This window comes from Levilactobacillus fujinensis (genome assembly GCF_003946335.1).
Taxonomy (GTDB): Bacteria; Bacillota; Bacilli; order Lactobacillales; family Lactobacillaceae; genus Levilactobacillus; species Levilactobacillus fujinensis.
In genome coordinates this window covers 1-21,102 of the sequence record NZ_RHNX01000018.1, presented here as the reverse complement: position 1 = coordinate 21,102, position 21,102 = coordinate 1, and the positions used below count along the sequence as shown (strand labels likewise).

The window sequence follows — 21,102 nt, the reverse complement described above, 5'->3', positions numbered from 1 at the left end:
GGAATTCTAAGCATGTCACGGATCTTTAATAGCCGGCTGTATTTGGGCCTAATACCGCTAACAAATTATCTGATTCTTGGGGTATTTGCGACGATGGGATTTGCATCAGTCTTCTTCGCTTATCCAATTATTAGTGCATGTATCACCACTGCAATTCGGATTTACGGTCGGGGTAACGAGACGATTATGAGAAAGTTTTTTGAGGAGCTCAAACGTCATTTTTGGACGAAATTTGGAATTGGCTTGGTTACGTCAACTCTGGCAATTCTGTTCTATTACGTTTATATGAAGGCGTTCACAAAAGTCATTGCGCCTATTCGAGTGAGTTTAGTTATTTCCCTGTTTCTGTTTGTCGCAGCAATGTTTTATATGGTTCTGGAAGAATACTCAATGCGTGAGGATTTCCACTTTGGACGCTTCTTCCAGAATGCAATGATTGATATCGTTATCGAATTGCCGATGACGTTGGCATTTGCGGCTATTATGCTTGTGATGATCTTAGTAGCAATGGTTTTCCCCGTTACTGCGTTCTTCAGTTTGACGTTCTTAGACTTTATCTTTGCTTCTTTTTATCATAAGAAGTTAGAGACTAAACTTTCGAGGTTTTAATCTATATGGCAAAATTAAACTTATACAACGAACAACGATTTGATGTCCGGCCACAGTTATTTGGTTCTTTTCTAGAACATATGGGGACGGTTATCTATACAGGAATTTATGAACCCAGTCATCCTTCAGCAACTCCTGAAGGGTTTCGGGGAGACGTACTAAAGCTCGTGCGCGCACTCGGTGTAAAAACACTGCGCTATCCCGGTGGTAACTACACATCTAGTTATCATTGGGAAGATACGGTTGGTAGCCAAGCAACGCGGCCTAAGCGAATGAATATCGCTTGGCAGTCGCTGGAAACCAATCAATTTGGATTGGATGAGTTCTTCCAATGGATTCAACAGGCCAATGTGGACAATCCAATTTTAACGGTTAATTTAGGTACCCGAGGTATCGACGATGCCCTTCACGAATTAGAGTATGTGAATGGCAAATATGATACGGATTGGGCTAATCTGAGACGGCAGAATGGACATGCAGAACCTTATGGCGTTAAGTATTGGTGTTTGGGAAATGAACTTGATGGTCCATGGCAGGTTGCCAGAAAGACGCCTGAAGAATATGGACTCCTTGCTAATGAGACGTCAAAGGCAATGAAGCTAATGGATCCAGACATTGAGACTATTTTAGTTGGGAGTTCAACTCCACGACTAGACACATATCCTTCATGGGACTTTAAGGTTTTGATGGAAGCATACGACAACGTTGACTATATTGCGATGCATAATTATGTAGATCGTGATCAATCAGAGAATCTTGATCAACAAGCTTTACGTGATTCTGATGACTTACCAACTTACTTGGCACGATCCCGTGAGTTTGATAAGCAAATTGGTGAGGTGGCAACCATTGCTGATGCGGTTAAAGCGTTGAAGCATAGTGATAAGACGATGAAAATTTCGTTTGATGAATGGAATGTTCATCACTTCTCACAGAAGAAGCCGCAGCCATGGGAAGAGCATAATCCCGTTGATTGGTGCTACTTTGACTTAGCAGATACGTTGTTGTTTGGTTCTATGGCATTGGCAATTCTAAGACATGGTGATCGGGTTAAGCTATCTTGCCAGGCATTATTAGTTAATACGATTCCACTGATTCTAACGGATGAAGGTGGTAATGCGTGGGCAAACCCGACTTACTATGTTCTGCAGTCGATATTGGATAATCTGTCAGACACATCAACGGTGGTGGCGTCTTCGTTAACGGATAGTCAAAACTATTCGACGAAACGTTATCAAGATGTTCCAGTGATTGATCAAGTGGTTATGGATACTGGTTCAGCATACGTTGTGTTTGCGGTCAACCGTGGGAAACAGGTACAAACCATTTCGATGGCATTACCGGCTACAATTAAGAGTGGGCACATGGAACATATAGTAGGTGAATTAGGTGATAAGAATACGCGTGAACATCCAGAAACGCTAACTTTACAACCCTGTGATGATCTGACCGTTGAAGTTGGTAGCAAGGCGCAAACGGCAGCGTTATCCGGGTATTCATGGAGCGTCTTAACCTTCGATTACTAAAGAGTTCTTGGGCAGGCCACTTAACGGCGTGCAAGAACACAATTGAAAAACTTTAGGGATCTAATTCACTTGTGAATTAGGTCCCTTTTGGTTTCAAGTAGACAGTGTGAGTCATACAAAGTGCATCTTAGCAAGGCCGGAATCACAAGGACCTAGATTCAGAAGCTAATAGGGTGGAAACCCTATTAGCTAAGTATTTACAATTGAAAGCGGTATCAATGGTTGTTGATGGCAGATCATTAATGAATAGGGGTAATGGTGAGGTGTAATATGGAAAATAAATATCAAAAGGTTAAGGATGGGCTCAAAAAGGATATTATTTCAGGAAGATTCCAAGTGAATGAGAAGTTGCCGACTGAATCAGAACTGATGAATCGGTATAAAGTGAGTCGATACACCGTTCGTCGAGCTGTTGGTGATCTAGAGAGCGATCATTTCATTTATCGAATTCAGGGTGGTGGTATGTTTGTTCAGGATTGGCATAAGGACTGGTCCACGCCTGATACAAAATTGATTGGTGTGATAACGACTCATATTGCGGATTATATCTTTCCAAATATTATTGCTGGAATTGATCAAGTCCTCTCTAAGGCGGGGTACTCTATTTTAATTAGTAATACCCATGATGGCCATGCTAGTGAGCGTCAGTGTTTAATTAGTATGTTGGACAGCCGGGTGGCCGGATTGATCGTTGAACCAACGCAAAGTGCACTACCGAATCCTAATCAGGATCTTTACCATGAGATTAAAGATGACGATTTGCCTATGCTCTTTATTAATTCGTATTATCCAACCATGAATTTTCCATACGTTAATACGAATGATACGTTGGCTGAGCAGAAAATGGTGGACTATTTACTGGCGCAAGGCCATCAAATTATTCTTGGGATTTTTCAGGTAGATGACCTGCAAGGTGTTGACCGAATGAATGGCTTTGTTCGTGCTTATCAGCAACGCCCAGAGCTATCGTATATGAGTAATATCATTATGTATCAGTCTGGAGATACATCTCAGAAATTATTCGAGCGAATTTCAGGCTATCTTAACCAAGATGATGCGCCGACTGCCATTGTTTGTTATAACGATCAGCTAGCCATTGAAGTTATTGATTTTTTGAAGTCCCAACACCTGCAGGTCCCAATGGATATCTCGGTTGTTGGATTCGATAATTATCGGATGGGTGAGTACTTGACGCCTAGTCTGACGACATTGAATCATGAGAAAGAACGAATGGGAACGGATGCTGGTAACATGCTAATCAAGTTACTTAATCATGAGCCAGTTAAATCGATTACGTATCAGCCAGAGCTTGTTAAGCGAGATTCAGTAGTTCAACGTTAATACATAATAGTGAGTGGTAAACTAAGACTGATTGTTTAAGCTCTGGTTGACCACTCCTTTTTGTTAAATAGTGGGGGAGTTAATCGGATTCAAGGTAAATGTCACGTGTTTTCGACTGAGATGAGGCGGTAATTGCTGTATTTCAGTAGAAACTAGTTTATACGATAAATTGAAAAGACAATCATGTCTAAATGGAAGACGAGCCAACTTTTAAGAAAGTTATCTGGTCGGCAACCTGCATGAAAAGGTTACTTATTTAATTGAACGAACCTAAATAAGAATAAATTATATAATAAATTCAGTTATTTTCAGAATTTATTTGTAAACGTTCTCAAAAACCGGTAGAATTAGGTCATCGGTGAGGTGCAATATGGAAAATAAATATCAAAAAGTCAAAGATGGCTTAAAAGAAGATATCATATCTGGTAAGTACCAGGTCAATGAAAAATTACCAACGGAATCAGAACTCATGAAACAGTATTCTGTCAGTCGCTACACGGTGCGCCGTGCGGTGGGGGATCTTGAGAGTGATCACTTTATCTACCGGATTCAGGGTGGGGGGATGTTCGTTCAGGATTGGCACAAGGATTGGTCGACGCCGGCCGATACTAAGCTGATTGGGGTCATCACGACCCACATTGCGGACTACATTTTTCCCAACATTATTTCTGGAATCGACCAAGTGCTTTCCCAGGCCGGCTACTCCATTCTTTTAAGCAACACACATAACAACCATGAGAAGGAGCGTAAGAGCCTGATCAGCATGTTAGACAGCAAGGTCGCTGGGCTAATCGTTGAACCCACGCAGAGTGCGTTGCCTAACCCCAATCAGGACCTCTATCAAGAAATCAAGGACGATGAGCTGCCAACGTTGTTCATCAACGCCCACTACCCATCCCTAGATTTTCCGTACGTTGATACGAACGATCTGACCGCCGAACAGGAAATGGTGGATTACCTCTTCGGTTTGGGCCATCAGAGTATTCTGGGAATCTTTCAGGTCGACGATATCCAAGGTGTTGACCGGATGAATGGCTTTGTCCGCGCTTACCAGCAACGGCCAGAATTGTCCTACATGAGCAATATCATCATGTATCAGTCCGGCGAAGAGTCTAGCAAATTATTTGAACGAATCGCCAATTATCTCAAGCAGACCGATGCGCCAACTGCGATTGCTTGTTACAATGACCAATTGGCTATCGAAGTCATCGACTTCCTGAAGTCACAAAACTTACGCGTCCCAGAAGACATCTCGGTGGTTGGTTTCGATAACTATAAAATGGGCGAATACTTTACGCCTAGCCTGACCACGTTGAATCACGAGAAGGAACGCATGGGTGCGGATGCCGCTAACCTGTTGATCAAGATGCTCAATCACGAGAGCATTCAACCCATTACGTACCAAACGTCTATCGTGGAACGTAATTCGGCAATTCAGTTGAAAAAATAGGGTTACCAAGGAATAGCCAATTGCAGTGATCAGAGCAGGCCTTGTGTGTTAACTTAAATGAAAATTTACTGCTGGCATCGATGTTCGGGAAGACTTACTTTCCAAGACAACGATGCTTTTTTAGATGATAGCTAAAGAAAGCCAAAATATTCACCTTACTCTTGCGGCAGTGGGGATTGTCATTGCTAAATTAGTTGAAATAACCATATTCAGATTGCCAGAGATCCCACTGGCTGTGTGGGGAACGTCGTCAACCAAAGGACGGACTTCCAGCTCGCCTCAAAGCCGTTAAGTTCGGGTCGTCCCCCGATGTACCCGGGTACAATGCAGCGGCTAGCCCATAGGTGACAGTAGCGTGTGGTGACTATGGCCGAAATAGGTAACCAAATTGAGTGGAAACCTGGTTTGACCAGGCTACTAGTATCGCGACAAGTGGCCTGGTTAGAAAACGGCTTCCCTATGTAGAAACGAAACAGGACCGGGATTAGCAGAAGTTAGCTAATCCCGATCCTGTTTGAATTTACAAATGCTATACGTTACAAGTTAAACCACCTAGTCGGTCGCACTTTCCTTGGCTTGGGCATGACGTTCAGCCAAGTCTTCGGTAACGATTGGTTCATGGTTTTCCCACTTGCGGTAGAAGATCATGATGATCAGACTGATTGCGTAAATAATAACAGGAATCCAGATGAAGGTGAAGCTGATAGAACTTAAGCTTCCAGCTGATTGCGTTGCCTTGGCAGCGGTGAAGCCGAAGGCCGCCATGATTTTAGCGGCGATAAATGAGCCAAGTCCAGCGCCCATTTGAATACAAAAGGACGCCCCCATCGCGGTCAGTAACCCGTTGGCCCGGATACCACTCTTCCATTCCCCAAAGTCGACGGTGTCCCCAACCATGGCGAAGAACATGGTGCAGGCAGACCCAGAACCGATACATGCGAGACACCAGCCAATCAAGGCTGAAGTAACGTTACCACCAGCTAAGCCCATCCACACTTGGCCAACCATGGTCAGTGCGAGCATAAAGACGGTCGTGCCCCATTTATGCATGAACTTTACGAAGAACGGCACGGAGGCCATCCCGATGATTTGAATGATAGAAAAACCGTTGAAGAATGAAATTAAAGCCTTGTTGTCTAGATTGTATTGGAAATAGTAAGGTAAGGCAGCATTTCTAGCGGAGTAAGCCGTCCAGTAGATCAGGTTAGCTGCCACGATTAGCATCCATGGCCAGTTCCCTTTAGTCGCCTTGAAGCTTTCCTTGATCGTGATGATCTCGTCGTTTTCGATGTTCTTTTCGCGCATGTCCAAGAACCCGATCATTAACAGAATGAAGGCGATAACGGCGTAGATACCAACGGCGATGGACCAGCCACGTTGATCGTTGCCTTTGCCCACAGCACTTGCCAATGGCATGATGAAGGTTACGGCGAAGAAGTTCCCGACGTTCCCTAAGACCAGCCGAATCGAGTTGGCTGACATCCGGTCGTCGGAGTTAGACGTTAAGTTAGGTAAAACGGACGTGATTGGCGTGGACATTGCCGTGTATGCCAATTCGGCCAAGATGTACATCCCGCCGGCGTAGACAATTTTGGCCGTTCCACTCAATGCTGGCGTGGTGAACAGTAACCAGATAAAGATGGAAAATGGTAGGGCCATCCACAGGAACCAAGGTCGACTCTTCCCGTATTTACTGTGGGTATGGTCGACTAAGACCCCCATGACTGGGGCACCAATGGCATCGATGACCCGTCCCAGCAAGAGCAGGGAACCCGCAGTCCCCACACCCAAGCCGAAGACGTTGGTGAAGAAGTACAGCATGTAAGAACCGACGATACAGTAGAGTAAGTTCCCCGCCATATCCGTAAATCCATAAGTCACTTTCCGGTGAAAGGGTAGCCGGTCATTCTTTAGTAGCGCTTGCGCTGCCGCAACGTTATGGTCCGATTGTTGTCCATTAGAACTCATAACAAACTCCTCGCTTTCTATAGTGTTTCTTTTTATGATTTTAAAGCTGAATCTTTGTTCTACTTGGTGTACCTAAGATTGGGTACTAGGGTCGGTCATGCACTTTACTAGCTGCCAGATATGGTCCCAGCAGTCGGAATCCCTGGCAGCCGGAGTACGGACCAGGCCCACTAAGTTACTTATTCCGTTGCTTACTGTCGTGGGACAGACTCATGTAGGTCAACAGAAGAATGACGCCCGCGCCGGCAATGGTCCACAGGTTGTTTTCGATGTGGTGGTCGGCGACTTGCCAAGCCAGATAGATTAAAATTAATTGTAGAATCCACGAGATCAAGGATTGACCCGCAAACATTTTAGTCATAAACTTCAACGTTCTCGCCTCCATTAACTTATGTGCTGAACACCCACGAGAGATGGGCAACAGATTGGACTTGAAATTGATTTTGTTAGGGTAGTAGTTATGTACCTTCACGACCCTACAGGTAGTGGAGGTCGTTAATCAGGCTTACTGATTACGGTTAGGCGTTTTCCTTATTCAACCAGACGCGCATCTGACCGTCCGCACGGTTGGCCCAAGCATAGTAGGGAACCAGTGTCAGGTCGGTTGGTTGCCAAGTCGTTGGCTGGTAGTCGGCGTACAGGTCGGTCGTTGCGGAAGTTTTCCGTACGGCGGCCTTAGCGGTGATCTCACCCACACCGTTCAGCAAGTCGGCGTCGAAGTGGTAGGATAGATCGGCGTCAGCGGCCACCCGGTAGTTCCAGAGGTCGGCCGAGTTATCGGCTTGTTCTGCACAGTAGACCATGGGTCCACGTTGGATGGCAACCTGACCAGCATCACTCGCTACGGCTGGGTTGGCTTGAAGCTCACGAATACTGAAGTCCAAGGTCAACTCAACGGTCAGGTCACCAGTAATGTCGAGGTAAATGAAGCCATTTTGAACGGGACGGGTCTGTTCGGCGCCGTCTACGACCAGCGTAAAGTTAGCCCGTGACCATCCTGGAATTCGAATGCCCAGTTTCGTTTGGACACCGTTCGGGTTCTTGACCGCATAATGGATGTGGTTGTCCCACGGGAAGTTACTGGTTTGATCGATGACCAGTCCTTGGTCGAATTCAGCCTGGTTGGCGATGAATTGATGGGACAGAATGGCGTCATCAGTTACCGTGTAAACGTATTGGTCGATGGATGAGACTAACCGCGCAATGTTACTTGGGCAGCAGGCACAGCCAAACCAGTCTTGGCGACGACTCATGATGTGTGCTTTAGAAGGGTTCTGTTGGAACTTCGGGTCGGCCGTGAGGGGGTTCACGTAGAAGAAGTGTTTCCCATCCAAAGAGATACCACTCAAGGCACCGTTAAACAATTCCTTTTCGATAATATCGCCAAATTCACCCTTGGCTTCGTTTTGCAGCATCTGCTTGGCAAAGAAAGTCAGTCCAACTGAGGCACAGGTTTCGGCGTACATCGTTTCGTTTGGCAGATCATAGTCGTAGGTAAAGGCTTCACCAATGTTAGTCGAGCCAATCCCACCAGTGACGTACATCCGGCGGTGAACGATGCTGTCCCACAGACGGTCACAGGCAGCTTGTAAGTCCTTGTCACCGGTCAGCCGGGCCACATGCGCCATTCCCGTGCAAAGGTAAACGACCCGCACAGCATGGCCCTTAGCGTCTTTTTGCGTCAGCAAGGGTTGGTCAACTTGGTAGTAGCTGTGAGTCACGCCATGCATTCCGGGGATGATGTCGTTATCGAAGCCATCGGCTGCCAGCTGACGGTCGTAGAAGTCAGGATCGACCCCTCGATTGACCAGGAAGTAGTGAGCTAAGTCGAGATAGCGTTGTTCGTGGGTGGCCTCAAAGAGTTTGGAGAGGGCCAGTTCGATTTCAGGATGACCATCTGCGGCGTGAAGTTTGCCATCTTGGGGGCCAAAGTTAGCGTCGATACAGTCGGCCATCTTAATCGCAATCGTCAGGGCCTTTTCGCTGCCAGTCGCTTGATGGTACGCCACGCCGGCTTCAATGTAGTGTCCCATGGTGTAGAGTTCGTGGCTTTGTTGCAACCGCTTAAATTTTCGCTCTGGCGCGTCAATCTGGAAGAAGGTCGAGAGGTAGCCGTCGTCTTCTTGCGCATCGGCAATCAAGTCGATCAGGTTATCCGTGACCGTCTTCAAATCCGGATTGGCTTGGTAACTAAAGGAGTAGGCTGCGGCTTCCAACCATTTGTAGACGTCGGTGTCTTGGAAGGGAAAGCCAAAGTGGTGGCCTTTCATCTGACCAGCGGCGATTTTGAGGTTAGCAACGGCGTGACTGTTTTTGGAGTCCGGGTTGGCACCCCCCTTTTCGTCGGTGATGTTGATGTCGGCTTCGTCATTCATGACGGCCCACTGATAGGGTAGGACTTCCTTCACGATGAGCTGGCGGTACTTGTTCCAGAAATCAGACGTGATGGTCACCTTGGGGGTGGCAGTCGTTAATGTTGATTCAGTCAAAATAAGATCTCCTTTCGTGTGGTCGCAATTATAAATTGAAACGTGGCGGGCGGGTGCTCGTCGTGGTGTCGGAAACTAACTAGTATGTAATGACATCGCGGCGAAGTGCTAGCCTTCTTTGGCCGAGAAAGCTAACGCCACTTAAGGAACACCCAGCAAAAGGGTAAGGAACCTAACCACCTATGATATAATAAGAGCAGAACGGTTGTGGTTGTCAGGGGCTCACGCTGTAACCGCATGGGGTGGTTTACAAAACCTCACTTTTCAAAATATAATGATTTGTCTGAACAACTATTATTGTAAACGGTACCAATTCGAAAAAAAGCCACTGACCTGTGAAAAAAGTGGCAATTTCCGCACACGAGGTGAGACGATGAAATTAATGCAGTTAACGTTGTCGCAACCACTCTGGTTTTATAAGGCCGGTGAGTTCAGTGCTGACGCGGGTTGGCGACATAAGGACATGTATCACGAGCACGATTTTGAAATCATTTTTTGCCTGAAAGGTCATTTCGACGTTACGATCAATGGCCAACCGTGTCGGATTCGGGCTAACGATTGCTGGGTATTGCCACCCGATACCCGTATTGCGGGGACTAAGGACACCACGGGACCCGTCGACTTCTTTTGGTTACACTTCTTTGCGGGGTGGGACTGGGTCGACTTTTCCCATCAGCAGTTACAGGTAATGACGCAACAGCAGGCTGCCCATGAACCGGCGCATGATCTGAAGTGTCTGGTCAATCTGCCACGCCACTTTCCAGTGACTAATCCGCAGGAGCTCATCTTGATGTTCAATCAAGTTCTGGACTACACGAATCGCTATCATTATACGGACTATGGCAACCACCTGATGACGCAGCTGGCCTTGATCTCGGTAGGGGATGCCTACTTGCAAAACCTAGTGGCCACGGCGGGTGGTACCGATGCCAAGACCACCCGCGTCGTCGAGTGGATCCGCGCTAACCTCTCAAGCAATCTAACGGTGGCCGTGATTGCGAACCACTTTGACATGAGCCCGGATTATTTGACTAAACTATTCAAACGGGAACAGGGGAAGAATCTCCGCAGCTACTTAGTAGATATAAAAATTGAAGTTGCCAAGCTATTATTAGTCCGGACTAATTTGCCTATCAATCAGGTGGCGACCGCTGCTTATTTTCATGACGATAAGAACTTTATGAAGCTTTTCAAGAAGAAAGTGAACATGACGGCGGGCCAGTATCGGAACAGTTATGGCAACACCCACCTGAATAATCCGGCGATTGATCCTAGTATTCCCATCCCACAAGATATTAGTGCTTTACTAGATCGCGAGGAAAATGAAAACACTGTGAAATAAGTTCAGTGTGTTAAAAATTATAAACACGGTGTTGTCTATCGAATTGGCAATACCGTGTTTTTGTTTTAAATTGGTAGTAAATAAAGACGACCATTAAAGCACTCAGGTCATAGCTGTTAGTAATTTGTATTATTTTGTAATCGTTTACAGCTAGACAACACACCAGGAGTGATTAACGACTCGTTTTTATAAATTCACTTCAAGGAGGAACTTATTGTGAAAAGTCAAGTCGCAACTGCTGTTAAATCAGATGCTAAAGTGCCGTTCCATAGAATGTTAGCGTTTGCTAGTACCGATGCCGCGGGGAACTTGCTCTACACGACGGTCACGACCTTCATCCTTTACTACTATACGGATGTGTTCGGATTATCCGTTGCCGCTGCTGGGACCGTTTTACTGGCAGCCCGGATCTTAGATGCCTTCGATGCGCCAGTTTGGGGCTTCATTATTGACCACACGCACACCCGGTGGGGCCAGAGCCGACCGTACTTCTTATGGATGGCGTTCCCATTTGCCATCTTCTTCATTCTGATGTTCTTAAGTCCTAACTTGAGCGCGACCGGGAAGTTCTGGTGGGCCATGATTACTTACCTACTCTTCGGGATTTCCTACACCGGGGTTGGGACGCCAATTAGTTCAATCCTGCCAAACTTGAGTAACGATTCTGACGAGCGAATCAAATTAAACAGTGTTCGGATGATCGGTGGGAACATTGGGTTCTTGATCACCGCAACCTTCACGTTGAGCTTCGTTGCCTTCTTTGGCGGCGGTAGCGATGTTGCTGGGTGGCGGAACACGGCTATCGTCTTAGCCGTTGCTGGTTTTGCCCTGTTAATGTTTGCCTTCTTCGATACGCGTGAAGTCAACACCGCAACGCAAAAGTCCATTCCAATCATGGATAGTATCCGGGCCGCTAAGAGTAACTGGCCTTGGTTCATCTTGGTTGTTGCCTTTATCTTCTACTGGTTAGGGAACTCTTCGCGGACTTCCGTTTTGGTTTACTACACGCAGTACAACTTAGGGGTCAAAGGCTTTGCGTCCGTACTGAACGCCTTAGTTATGTTCCAAATGGTCGGGATGGTCTTGATTCCATTCATGGTCAAGAAATTTAGTAAGACACACGTTTTGATGTTCGGACTGTGCTTAGCTGCCGTTGGTCAAATCATGATCTTCTTTACGGGCAAGTCCTTAATTGCTTTAGGAATCGCCTGGAGTATTGCTTCCGTTGGGACTGGGATTTCCGTTTCTATGCCATTTGCCATGTTATCCGACACGGTTGATTACGGGGAATGGAAGAACGGTATCCGGGCCAGTGGTTTCTTAACTGCCATTGGGAGTTCATTTGCCATCAAGATGGGATCTGGCCTGGGTGGCTGGGCACCATCAATGATTATGGCCAATGCCGGTTACAAGGCCGGTGCTGCACAGACGGCGGCTTCATTGGGCGCTATCAAGTTCTGTATCAGCTTCTTACCTGCTATCTTCTTTGTTATCGGTGCAGCAATCATGTTCTTCTATGCACGTTACGAAAAACAAGAAACTGGTATCCGTGCGACCTTAGCCGAAAAACGTGGCGAATTAGCTGAAGATTGAGGTTGAAAGTTCCAAACCCCACATTATGACTGTTGTCACAACGATACTGGGTCTAAAATTAGGCAACATTGTCCAACCATCGCCTTATCGGCCGGCAGATATGGGCTGGAACGGTGCGAACACAACTTGAAGCCTCGAAAGGCCCGAGTCTCCAAGCTTGGTTTTCTATTAAGCCAGCAGGGATTCCACCCGCTATGGGATTGCTCCAGCCAAGGGACGGGTTTCCACTCGACTTGAAGCCGCGAAGTGTCTGCGTCTTCAAGGTCGACCCATGATTTACATGGTTTAACGGAATAGGTGCGGTTTCTTTACGAGACTGGGCACCTATTTCGTGTCAGAAGCGGGCTTGCTGAAATGATTGATGACGAGTGAGGGTCGACACCGGTGGCATACTATCTAGATTAACCATGAAACTTGGTGTCAGCTAGGTTAACAAAAATTAGGAATACGACCTATAATAACATTAGAAAAATGTTGTCGTAGTCGTAGGTCATTAGGCACGTAACCTCGTGTCGGTGGTCTTAGTCCGGCTGGTTTGTGCCGGGCTTAGAGCACAGGCCAATCTTTGAGACTTGGACTTTAGGCTCAAAGTTGACCTGAAGACCGGGCCTCAGGCTTCAGGTCTGCTTCACCGGGTGGAGTACCTGACTACCGAAGACGTATAAGGAAACTTTTTGGAGGTGATTGCATGGCCCAACCGGCTTACATTTCAATTTCGTGTTTACCGTTGCCGACGTTTATTGAAGGGGGATACGCTACCTTTCATGCCGGTGACCACCACCCGAACCGTAACAACCTGCAGTATTTCATTCTGATGTTTATGATCAAAGGGAAACTTTTCATTTCGGAAGATGATAATGACTACACCATTGAGCCGGGTGAAATGTTTGTGTTGTTGCCCATGCATCATCACTATTCCTGGCATGCGGTGACCGAGGATACGGGGTATTACTGGCTTCACTTTTACGTATCCGGCCATTGGCAGCAGCAGGCAACCTTAGTACCGATGCGTTCGGCCATCAAGGTCCCCACACTGCACCATTACACGCCGACCGAAACGCTGTATCTGGCCAAACATGTTAAGATGCAGCACCAAGACCGTTTGGTTCAAATGACCGAGCAGATTTTTAAAAATAGTTCGGCAACCAAGGAGTACGGTTTCTGGCAAGCACAGCAGCTCTTCATCGACGTCTTGCAGGAAATTCAGGTCCAGTCGCAGCAAGACTCGGCAATGGTTCAGTTGTCAGGGCAGGTGCAACGTTACTTGCGGGACCATTTTGATGAAAAGATTACCAATACTACGTTGAGTCGGGAGTTTCATTTCCATCCGAACTACCTGATTCGAACGCTGAAGGCCACGACCGGGTTAACCCCCACTGAGTTTTTGCGCCAGTACCGCATGGAAGAAGCCAGCAAGCGCTTGCTCAACACCAACATGCTGGAGACTGAAATCGCGGAGGCCATTGGCTTTCAGAACATATATTACTTTTCAACGGTATTTAAACAGTATACGGGTTTGTCACCCAGTCAATATCGCCAGGCCAACACCCGGCGGATCAAAGCAGACAAGGAGGGGTTGAAGTAATGGAATCAGCACAATTTCAATTAGACGTGAACCAACGTGGGGCCATTGTCAATCTGCAAAATAAGCAGGATGACCACCACATGAACTGGGTCGTGGATCCCGCTTATCTCAAGCAAGTTGGCTATCAGGATGAGGATAAATTGTTCGGTGAGTTTACCCTGACCGTGGGTGATAAGACTTACCACAGTATTGATTTTGAGCCTAGCGTGCTGACCACGGACAACGATATCACGGTTTCTTACCTGATTGCTGGCTTAGTTGTTGTGGAAACGTACCGTTTGGTAGGCAAACAGGTCCAATGGGACATTGCCGTTCAAAATCCAACCGACGACTTTATTACGCTAGAGAACTTTGGTGTTTGGGCCTCGCTGGCCTACGTGATGTTCCGTGATAAGAACGTGCATCGCAATATGTCCGACTCTGCTGCCGTTTTCCCTAGCATCTCAGCTAACTTTACCAAACTGGCTGGTGTGCGGCGGGACAACCAGGGACCAAACCTCGGGCTGTTCCAAACGGCGGGTGTGACGCAATCTGTTGGGACGTACAACGAGTGGACCAACCGCTTCTTTGAGAACGTTTCACCGTCGCTGGATGGCCTGCTGTTCCACCAGTTAGAGTTGGCGGGCGGCTATCAACACGGCGAGGAACCAGTTAATGACTGGATCTATCCCCACAATTACGTGGTGATCACCGGTGGTGCGGCCCAGTACTGGAGCTTTGTGCTCGAACCCTTCACGACACAGGCCGATTTCAAGGCCGTCGCTGCTGCGAATGGGCATCCCGAGATCAATTTCGATCCGCTGCTAACGGTCGGTCAAACCACCAATATCCACATTTCACTGCCGGCGGGCGTCAAGCCAGAACGCATGGTGATGACCTACAAGACGGATGGCGAGTTGCACAAGGAAGATGTGATCGGTGACTACGAAGGCGACAGCTTAAGGACCCCGGTCAAAGGTGTTGGTGAACATAGTCTACGCATCTACTTGACGGACGGTCGCAGCGACCTAATTGTCTTCAACGTTATGGCCGCAGTGCGCGACCTAATTGAAACGCGGGTCGATTGGCTGACTAAGAACGCCTACAATGGGAAGACGACCAAGCCATACGATGCCTTTACCCCGATTTCTAATCAAGGGGAATCCCTCGGAAAGCTTAGTCTGATCCTTCAGACGAACTTGCTGCATCAAACGACGAAGACGGCAGACCAGGTGCGTGAAGTCGAGGCCAGTGCCGTTAATTACGTGAAGCCGAAATGGTTTACTAACGGCGATTTCTTCAAGCCGGTTAATCTGTATGGTGATTTTTACCGGGACATGGACTTCGAGTACATCGGCCACGTTTACTATTTGTTGGCACAATTTGATGAGGATGTCTTACAGTTAAATTCAGCGGCGACCTATTTGAAATGGGCCGCACAGGTCTTCAACATGCGGGTCAATGCTGACCTCCACACGTCACAACGGGGGAAAGAGGAGGCCCACACATTAGGCGTTTACTTCCTGTACATCAATGACTTACTGGCAGCGCTGAAGCAACACGGCTTGACGGAAGAGTACCAGCAGATCAAGAGTTGTTGGGAAGAGGCTACGAAACGGGTCGCAGCTCACAGTGGTGAGTATCAAGCGGCCATTACGGAGCACTTCTATGACAATGCTGGATTTGGTCCCGCAACCGGGGCCTTAGCCAATGCCGGTTACGTCAAGGAGGCTCGGCTCTATGCAGAACTCCTGAAGGCCAACATTGGCTACAGTAATGACTTCCGGAGTCAAGCGCCCGATCGCTGGTGGGAAGCACAGTCCTACATGATTCATTCTCTGTGGGGCGGAATTACAGCGGCCTCAGCCTTAGATGCGTACGAAGTCTTGGACGATACGGCCTTGTTACTGGCCTCTTACCGCGCATTTGTGGGCGTTCTGTACATGTATGACAGCAACGCGACGACCCCAACGAACCAGTTGCAACCAGGGGAGGCGGCTTCGACCTACAGTATCGCTGGGCCTAATTTGAATCGGCCAGATTTGTCTCGCAACCGCTTCGGTCAATCGACATTTGCAAAGGACGGTGGCATCTACACCCGGCTCTTCCCAGATGGGGATACCGGTCAAGCGGATTGGGATATGGGTGAAGAGCTCGCGGCCTACTTGACGGGATTTGGTCAGAACGCCTACCTGTATGAAAAGGCTGATGGTGAGTTGGCAGTTGTCAACGGGAGCCTCGAACAGCTTTCGGCAACCCAGTATCGGGTGACGAACGACGCTCCATACCCGCACGCTGTGAAATTTATTCACCGGCAACAAGCCGTAACAACGACGGCAACGCAGGTTATTTATGACACGGAAAAGGGATTTTTAGACGCGACGGTGGCGGAATAGAAGTACGCGCGTGAGTCATAACGGCGACGACTGAAGAGTCCTGGGTCGAGGGTCATTCGGCCGTCATCTCTAAGCGGGTCAGCTGCCTTTGATCCCACGTTTCAGCACTGTAAATTCAGAGATACCAAAGGAGTCTGGGATTTTCCCAGACTCCTTTATTTACGTCATTATGGTGCCGAAACGTGGGCCACCAGGCAGTTTGTTGCGCTTAACCCGCTAGCAAAAATTATGCCAAAGTCAAGCATAATTCCGGCTATCACGTTAATGCTCGCAAACTAACCGCCTTACGACCCACTCTCGTTTTAGCTAGCAAGCAATCGCCAGACCACGCTTATAACCGTCACATTCTTATTTATCCGTACAAGTTAATGTTACCGCTACCATTTCACCCGAATAGTCATTAAACGGTCAGGTGAGTGAACGTTAGGGGAACCAGATCATTCTACTAATAGGCGGCTAAAACGGAATCAAGTGTCCTTGATTTTAACAAATTCGGATTTAACGGCCAGAAATCTGAGAATTCTCTAAAAATAATACGTATAAATATAATTTATTGTTGATTTATGCGAATAAAAATTATACACTTAAGACGTTGCGTAGTAGAATTTATTAGCTGACAGAGCTATGGAGGTTTATCGCATGAGTGCGGATAAGACTATTCAGGATGTTGAAAGCGGTAACATCTCGCTGGGGATCGAACTTGGATCAACGCGGATCAAAGCCGTTTTAGTCACTCCTGACTTTAAAACGATTGCTTCCGGCAGTTATGTTTGGGAAAACGAATTGAAGAATGGTGTTTGGACGTACTCCTTAGAGAACGTTTGGACCGGGATTCAAGCTAGTTACCAAGCAATGGCTACGGAAGTTCAAGATAAATATGGCGTCCCATTGACCAAAATCGGGTCAGTCGGCGTCAGTGCCATGATGCATGGATACATGGCCTTCGATGCTAAGGACCAATTACTGGTTCCTTTCCGGACTTGGCGGAACAACATCACGGAACAAGCCGCCGATGAGTTGACGAAGTTATTTGACTTCAACATCCCGCAACGGTGGAGCATCGCGCATCTCTATCAAGCTATCCTGAACCAAGAAGACCACGTCAAGGACGTTACGTTCTTCACGACACTGGCTGGTTACGTGCACTGGAAGTTATCCGGCGAACGGGTTTTGGGTATTGGGGATGCTTCCGGGATGTTCCCAATCGACAGCGACACTAAAGATTACAATGCAAAATTATTAGCGAAATTTAGAGACGTGAAGTCCGTTCGGCAATATCACTGGGACATCAAGGACATTTTGCCAAAGGTACTCCTTGCTGGGCAACCAGCTGGTAACCTAACTACTGATGGCGCGAAGTTGCTCGATCCCAAGGGCAACCTGGAAGCCGGCAGTGTGATGGCACCGCCTGAAGGGGACGCTGGCACTGGGATGGTCGGCACCAACGCTGTTCGCGAACGGACCGGGAACATTTCGGCTGGGACGTCAGCCTTCTCCATGGTGGTCTTGGACCAACCCATGAAGGCCGTTCATCGCGACATCGACTTGGTCACGACCCCAACTGGCTTGCCGGTTGCCATGGTCCACACCAACAACTGTTCCTCCGATATCAACGCTTGGGTCAACCTATTTAAGGAATTTGCCCAAACGATTGGCGTTGACTTGAAACCCGACGAGTTATACGGGGCACTCTTCAACAAGTCAACCGAGGGGGATGCCAATGCCGGGGGCCTGTTGAACTACAGTTACCTCTCCGGTGAAAACATTACCAAAATGACGGCTGGACGGCCATTATTCGTTCGGACGCCAAATAGTAACTTTACCTTGGCCAACTTCGTGAAGACGCAGTTGTACGCAGCATTTGCGCCACTGAAGATTGGGATGGACATCTTGGCTAACGAGGAACACATCCACTTGGATTCCTTGATTGCTCAGGGGGGCCTGTTCCGGACGCCTAAGGTGGGGCAACAGGTCTTAGCGGACTCGTTGAACACGCCAATCACCGTCACCAGTAATGCTGGCGAAGGTGGCCCATGGGGGATGGCAGTTCTTGGCTTCTACGTCGCTGACAAGACGGCCAATGAAACGCTGGAAGACTTCTTGGACAACAAGGTCTTCGCCAACCCAGACAGCACGACGGTCGAACCTGACCCAACTGGTGTTCAGGGTTCTAACGAATTCATCGCCGGTTACAAGGCGGCCTTACCAGTCGAAGGTAAGGCCATTGACCTACTCACCGATTAATCACGAATTAAAGGAGAAATAGCATGCTTGAAGATTTAAAACAAGAAGTTTATGAAGCCAACATGCGTTTACCAAAGCTTGGCTTGGTCTCATTCACCTGGGGAAACGTCTCCGGTGTTGACCGTGAAAAGGGTCTGTACGTCATCAAACCTTCTGGGGTTCCTTACGACGAACTGAAGCCAGAAGACATGGTCGTTGTGAACCTAAAGGATGGTAAGGTCGTTGAAGGCAAATTAAATCCATCAAGTGACACGCCAACCCACACGTACCTGTACAACCATTTTCCAAATATCAGTGGGATCGTTCACACCCATTCACCTTGGGCCGTTTCCTTCGCCGCTGCTAAGATGGATATCCCAGCCATGAACACGACGCATGCCGACACCTTCTATGGTGACGTTCCTGCTGCCGATGCCTTGACTAAGGAAGAAATTGAAGAAGACTACGAGGGCAATACTGGGAAGACCATCGTTAAGACCTTCAACGAACGCGGCATCGATTACGAAGCCGTCCCTGCTGCCCTGGTTAGCCAACATGGGCCATTCTCATGGGGCCCAACACCTGACAAGGCCGTATACAACGCGAAGGTCCTTGAAGTGGTTGCCGAAGAAGACTACCACACCTTACAGTTGACGCGGGCTAACCGTGAGTTGCCACAATACTTGTTGGACAAGCATTACCTCCGCAAGCATGGTGCCAACGCCTACTACGGCCAAAACAACGCCAAGTCCAAGGACCACGCGGCTCGCGAGTAGCCTTTGGGTTGATAGACCGTCTACGCTAATCAGACGTTTCCGCCTGGTCAGGCAGTAGGATTGGTGAGATGTGTCAAGGTCATGCCTATGATGCTGATATGAATCAGCATTTGTATACAGCACAGGTTTGGCCACTTAATTATTGCGAATAACTAATAAAAAAATATATCAAAGGAGTGTCATTTTATGTTATCAGTACCAGATTACGAATTTTGGTTTGTTACCGGTTCTCAACATCTTTATGGTGAAGAACAATTGAAGTCCGTTGCCAAGGATGCCCAAGACATCGCTGACAAGTTGAACGCTAGCGGCAAGTTGCCTTACAAGGTGGTCTTCAAGGATGTTATGACGACCGCTGAAAGTATCACAGACTTCATGAAGGAAGTTAACTACAACGATAAGGTTGCCGGTGTGATCACTTGGATGCACACGTTCTCTCCAGCTAAAAACTGGATTCGGGGAACTGAATTATTGCAGAAGCCATTGCTGCACTTGGCTACCCAATACTTAAACAACATTCCTTACGCTGATATCGATTTTGACTACATGAACCTGAACCAAAGTGCCCATGGTGACCGCGAATATGCTTACATCAACGCGCGTCTTCAAAAGAACAACAAGATCGTTTATGGCTACTGGGGTGACGAAGACGTGCAGGAACAAATCGCACGTTGGGAAGACGTTGCCGTTGCTTATAACGAAAGTTTCAAGGTTAAGGTTGCCCGCTTTGGCGATACCATGCGGAACGTTGCCGTTACTGAAGGTGACAAGGTTGAAGCTCAGATCAAGATGGGCTGGACGGTTGACTACTACGGTATCGGTGATTTAGTTGAAGAAATCGGCAAGGTTGCTGACGCTGACATCGACAAGGAATACGCCGACCTCGAATCTCGTTACGAAATGGTTCAAGGCGACAACGATGCTGACAAGTACACCCATTCCGTTCGGGTTCAATTGAAGCAATACCTGGGAATCAAGAGTTTCTTGGAAAAGGGTGGCTACACCGCCTTCACCACGAACTTCGAAGACCTTTGGGGAATGGAACAACTCCCTGGCTTAGCCGCACAATTGTTGATTCGTGACGGCTATGGCTTCGGTGCTGAAGGTGACTGGAAGACCGCTGCCTTGGGCCGGGTTATGAAGATTATGTCTCATAACGACCGGACTGCCTTCATGGAAGACTACACGTTGGATCTGCGGAAGGGCCATGAAGCCATCCTCGGTTCTCACATGCTTGAAGTCGACCCTTCAATCGCTTCCGACAAGCCACGGGTTGAAGTTCACCCATTGGACATTGGTGGCAAGGCTGACCCTGCACGTCTGGTCTTCACTGGTTCCGAAGGTGACGCCATTGACGTGACCGTTGCGGACTTCCGTGACGGCTTCAAGATGATCAGCTATGCTGTAGACGCCAACAAGCCAGAAGCTGAAACCCCTAAGCTGCCAGTTGCTAAGCAACTCTGGACGCCAAAGGTTGGCTTAAAGACCGGTGCCTTGGAATGGATGAAGGCCGGTGGTGGTCACCACACCATGCTTTCCTTCTCCCTGACTGAAGAACAAATGGAAGACTACGCTACCATGGTTGGTATGACGAAGGCTTTCATCAAGTAAGCTTGATTTAAATGGAGTGGCCGTTCGCCGGTTGGCGGGCGGCCACTTTTTATTGCAGGTTGAAATTGACGTGTGTCATCTGAGCCGGAGACGGCCAGGGATGCAGCAAGCCGTGTCAGCGATGTTAGGCGACGTTCTGAAGTGCCGTAAAATTATTAGACAGAAAGACTAATAATTTTGAGGTGGTTTTATGAAGAAATATACGTTTGAGTTC

At 47.8% G+C, this 21,102-nt stretch carries 14 protein-coding genes; 11 read left to right on the top strand and 3 right to left on the bottom strand.

All coding sequences use genetic code 11. From position 1 onward, the window contains the following. The first annotated feature begins 12 nt into the window (after positions 1–12). The 4 genes from EKM89_RS07805 to EKM89_RS07790 all read left to right on the top strand — a co-directional run bounded on the left by EKM89_RS07805 (position 13) and on the right by EKM89_RS07790 (position 4,926). A complete protein-coding gene (locus EKM89_RS07805; protein ID WP_125687344.1) occupies positions 13–609 on the top strand; it encodes a hypothetical protein in 597 nt (198 codons plus the stop codon). 5 nt (positions 610–614) lie between these two features. After that, positions 615–2,135, top strand: a complete 1,521-nt coding sequence (locus EKM89_RS07800) for an alpha-L-arabinofuranosidase C-terminal domain-containing protein (RefSeq protein ID WP_125687342.1) — start codon at positions 615–617, stop codon at positions 2,133–2,135. Between the two features lie 270 nt (positions 2,136–2,405). Then, complete coding sequence (locus EKM89_RS07795; protein WP_125687340.1) at positions 2,406–3,476, top strand: GntR family transcriptional regulator; 1,071 nt, start codon at positions 2,406–2,408, stop codon at positions 3,474–3,476. A 370-nt stretch (positions 3,477–3,846) separates the two neighbouring features. Beyond that, positions 3,847–4,926: a GntR family transcriptional regulator gene (locus tag EKM89_RS07790; RefSeq protein ID WP_125687338.1), complete on the top strand. Its 1,080-nt coding sequence runs from the start codon at positions 3,847–3,849 to the stop codon at positions 4,924–4,926. A 552-nt stretch (positions 4,927–5,478) separates the two neighbouring features. Here the strand turns inward: EKM89_RS07790 and EKM89_RS07785 are convergent. The 3 genes from EKM89_RS07785 to EKM89_RS07775 all read right to left on the bottom strand — a co-directional run bounded on the left by EKM89_RS07785 (position 5,479) and on the right by EKM89_RS07775 (position 9,383). Beyond that, the gene (locus EKM89_RS07785; RefSeq protein ID WP_125687336.1) at positions 5,479–6,894 is read right to left on the bottom strand and encodes an MFS transporter; all 1,416 of its coding nucleotides are present in this window, start codon (positions 6,892–6,894) and stop codon (positions 5,479–5,481) included. 175 nt (positions 6,895–7,069) lie between these two features. Further along, entirely contained in the window at positions 7,070–7,264 is a 195-nt protein-coding gene (locus tag EKM89_RS07780; protein WP_048735313.1) for a hypothetical protein, read from the bottom strand. Positions 7,265–7,412: 148 nt separating this feature from the next. Beyond that, positions 7,413–9,383, bottom strand: a complete 1,971-nt coding sequence (locus EKM89_RS07775; protein WP_125687334.1) for a glycoside hydrolase family 127 protein — start codon at positions 9,381–9,383, stop codon at positions 7,413–7,415. A 373-nt stretch (positions 9,384–9,756) separates the two neighbouring features. Here EKM89_RS07775 and EKM89_RS07770 point away from each other — a divergent pair, with 373 nt between their 5' ends. The 7 genes from EKM89_RS07770 to araA all read left to right on the top strand — a co-directional run bounded on the left by EKM89_RS07770 (position 9,757) and on the right by araA (position 20,888). After that, positions 9,757–10,725, top strand: a complete 969-nt coding sequence (locus EKM89_RS07770) for an AraC family transcriptional regulator (protein ID WP_164510543.1) — start codon at positions 9,757–9,759, stop codon at positions 10,723–10,725. Positions 10,726–10,998: 273 nt separating this feature from the next. Further along, on the top strand, positions 10,999–12,318 hold the full coding sequence (locus tag EKM89_RS07765) for a glycoside-pentoside-hexuronide (GPH):cation symporter (protein WP_191988756.1): 1,320 nt from the start codon (positions 10,999–11,001) through the stop codon (positions 12,316–12,318). Between the two features lie 688 nt (positions 12,319–13,006). Next, positions 13,007–13,903: a helix-turn-helix transcriptional regulator gene (locus EKM89_RS07760; RefSeq protein ID WP_125687328.1), complete on the top strand. Its 897-nt coding sequence runs from the start codon at positions 13,007–13,009 to the stop codon at positions 13,901–13,903. Further along, positions 13,903–16,278, top strand: a complete 2,376-nt coding sequence (locus EKM89_RS07755) for a hypothetical protein (protein WP_125687327.1) — start codon at positions 13,903–13,905, stop codon at positions 16,276–16,278. The genes EKM89_RS07760 and EKM89_RS07755 overlap by 1 nt, the downstream gene beginning before the upstream one ends. Positions 16,279–16,917: 639 nt before the next feature. Continuing rightward, positions 16,918–18,522 carry a xylulokinase gene (locus EKM89_RS07750; RefSeq protein ID WP_125687325.1) on the top strand — a complete coding sequence of 535 codons (1,605 nt, stop codon included), beginning with the start codon at positions 16,918–16,920 and terminating at the stop codon, positions 18,520–18,522. 23 nt (positions 18,523–18,545) lie between these two features. Then, positions 18,546–19,277: an L-ribulose-5-phosphate 4-epimerase gene (locus tag EKM89_RS07745; RefSeq protein ID WP_125687323.1), complete on the top strand. Its 732-nt coding sequence runs from the start codon at positions 18,546–18,548 to the stop codon at positions 19,275–19,277. A 186-nt stretch (positions 19,278–19,463) separates the two neighbouring features. After that, complete coding sequence (gene araA / locus EKM89_RS07740) at positions 19,464–20,888, top strand: L-arabinose isomerase (protein WP_125687321.1); 1,425 nt, start codon at positions 19,464–19,466, stop codon at positions 20,886–20,888. Positions 20,889–21,102: the final 214 nt, after the last annotated feature.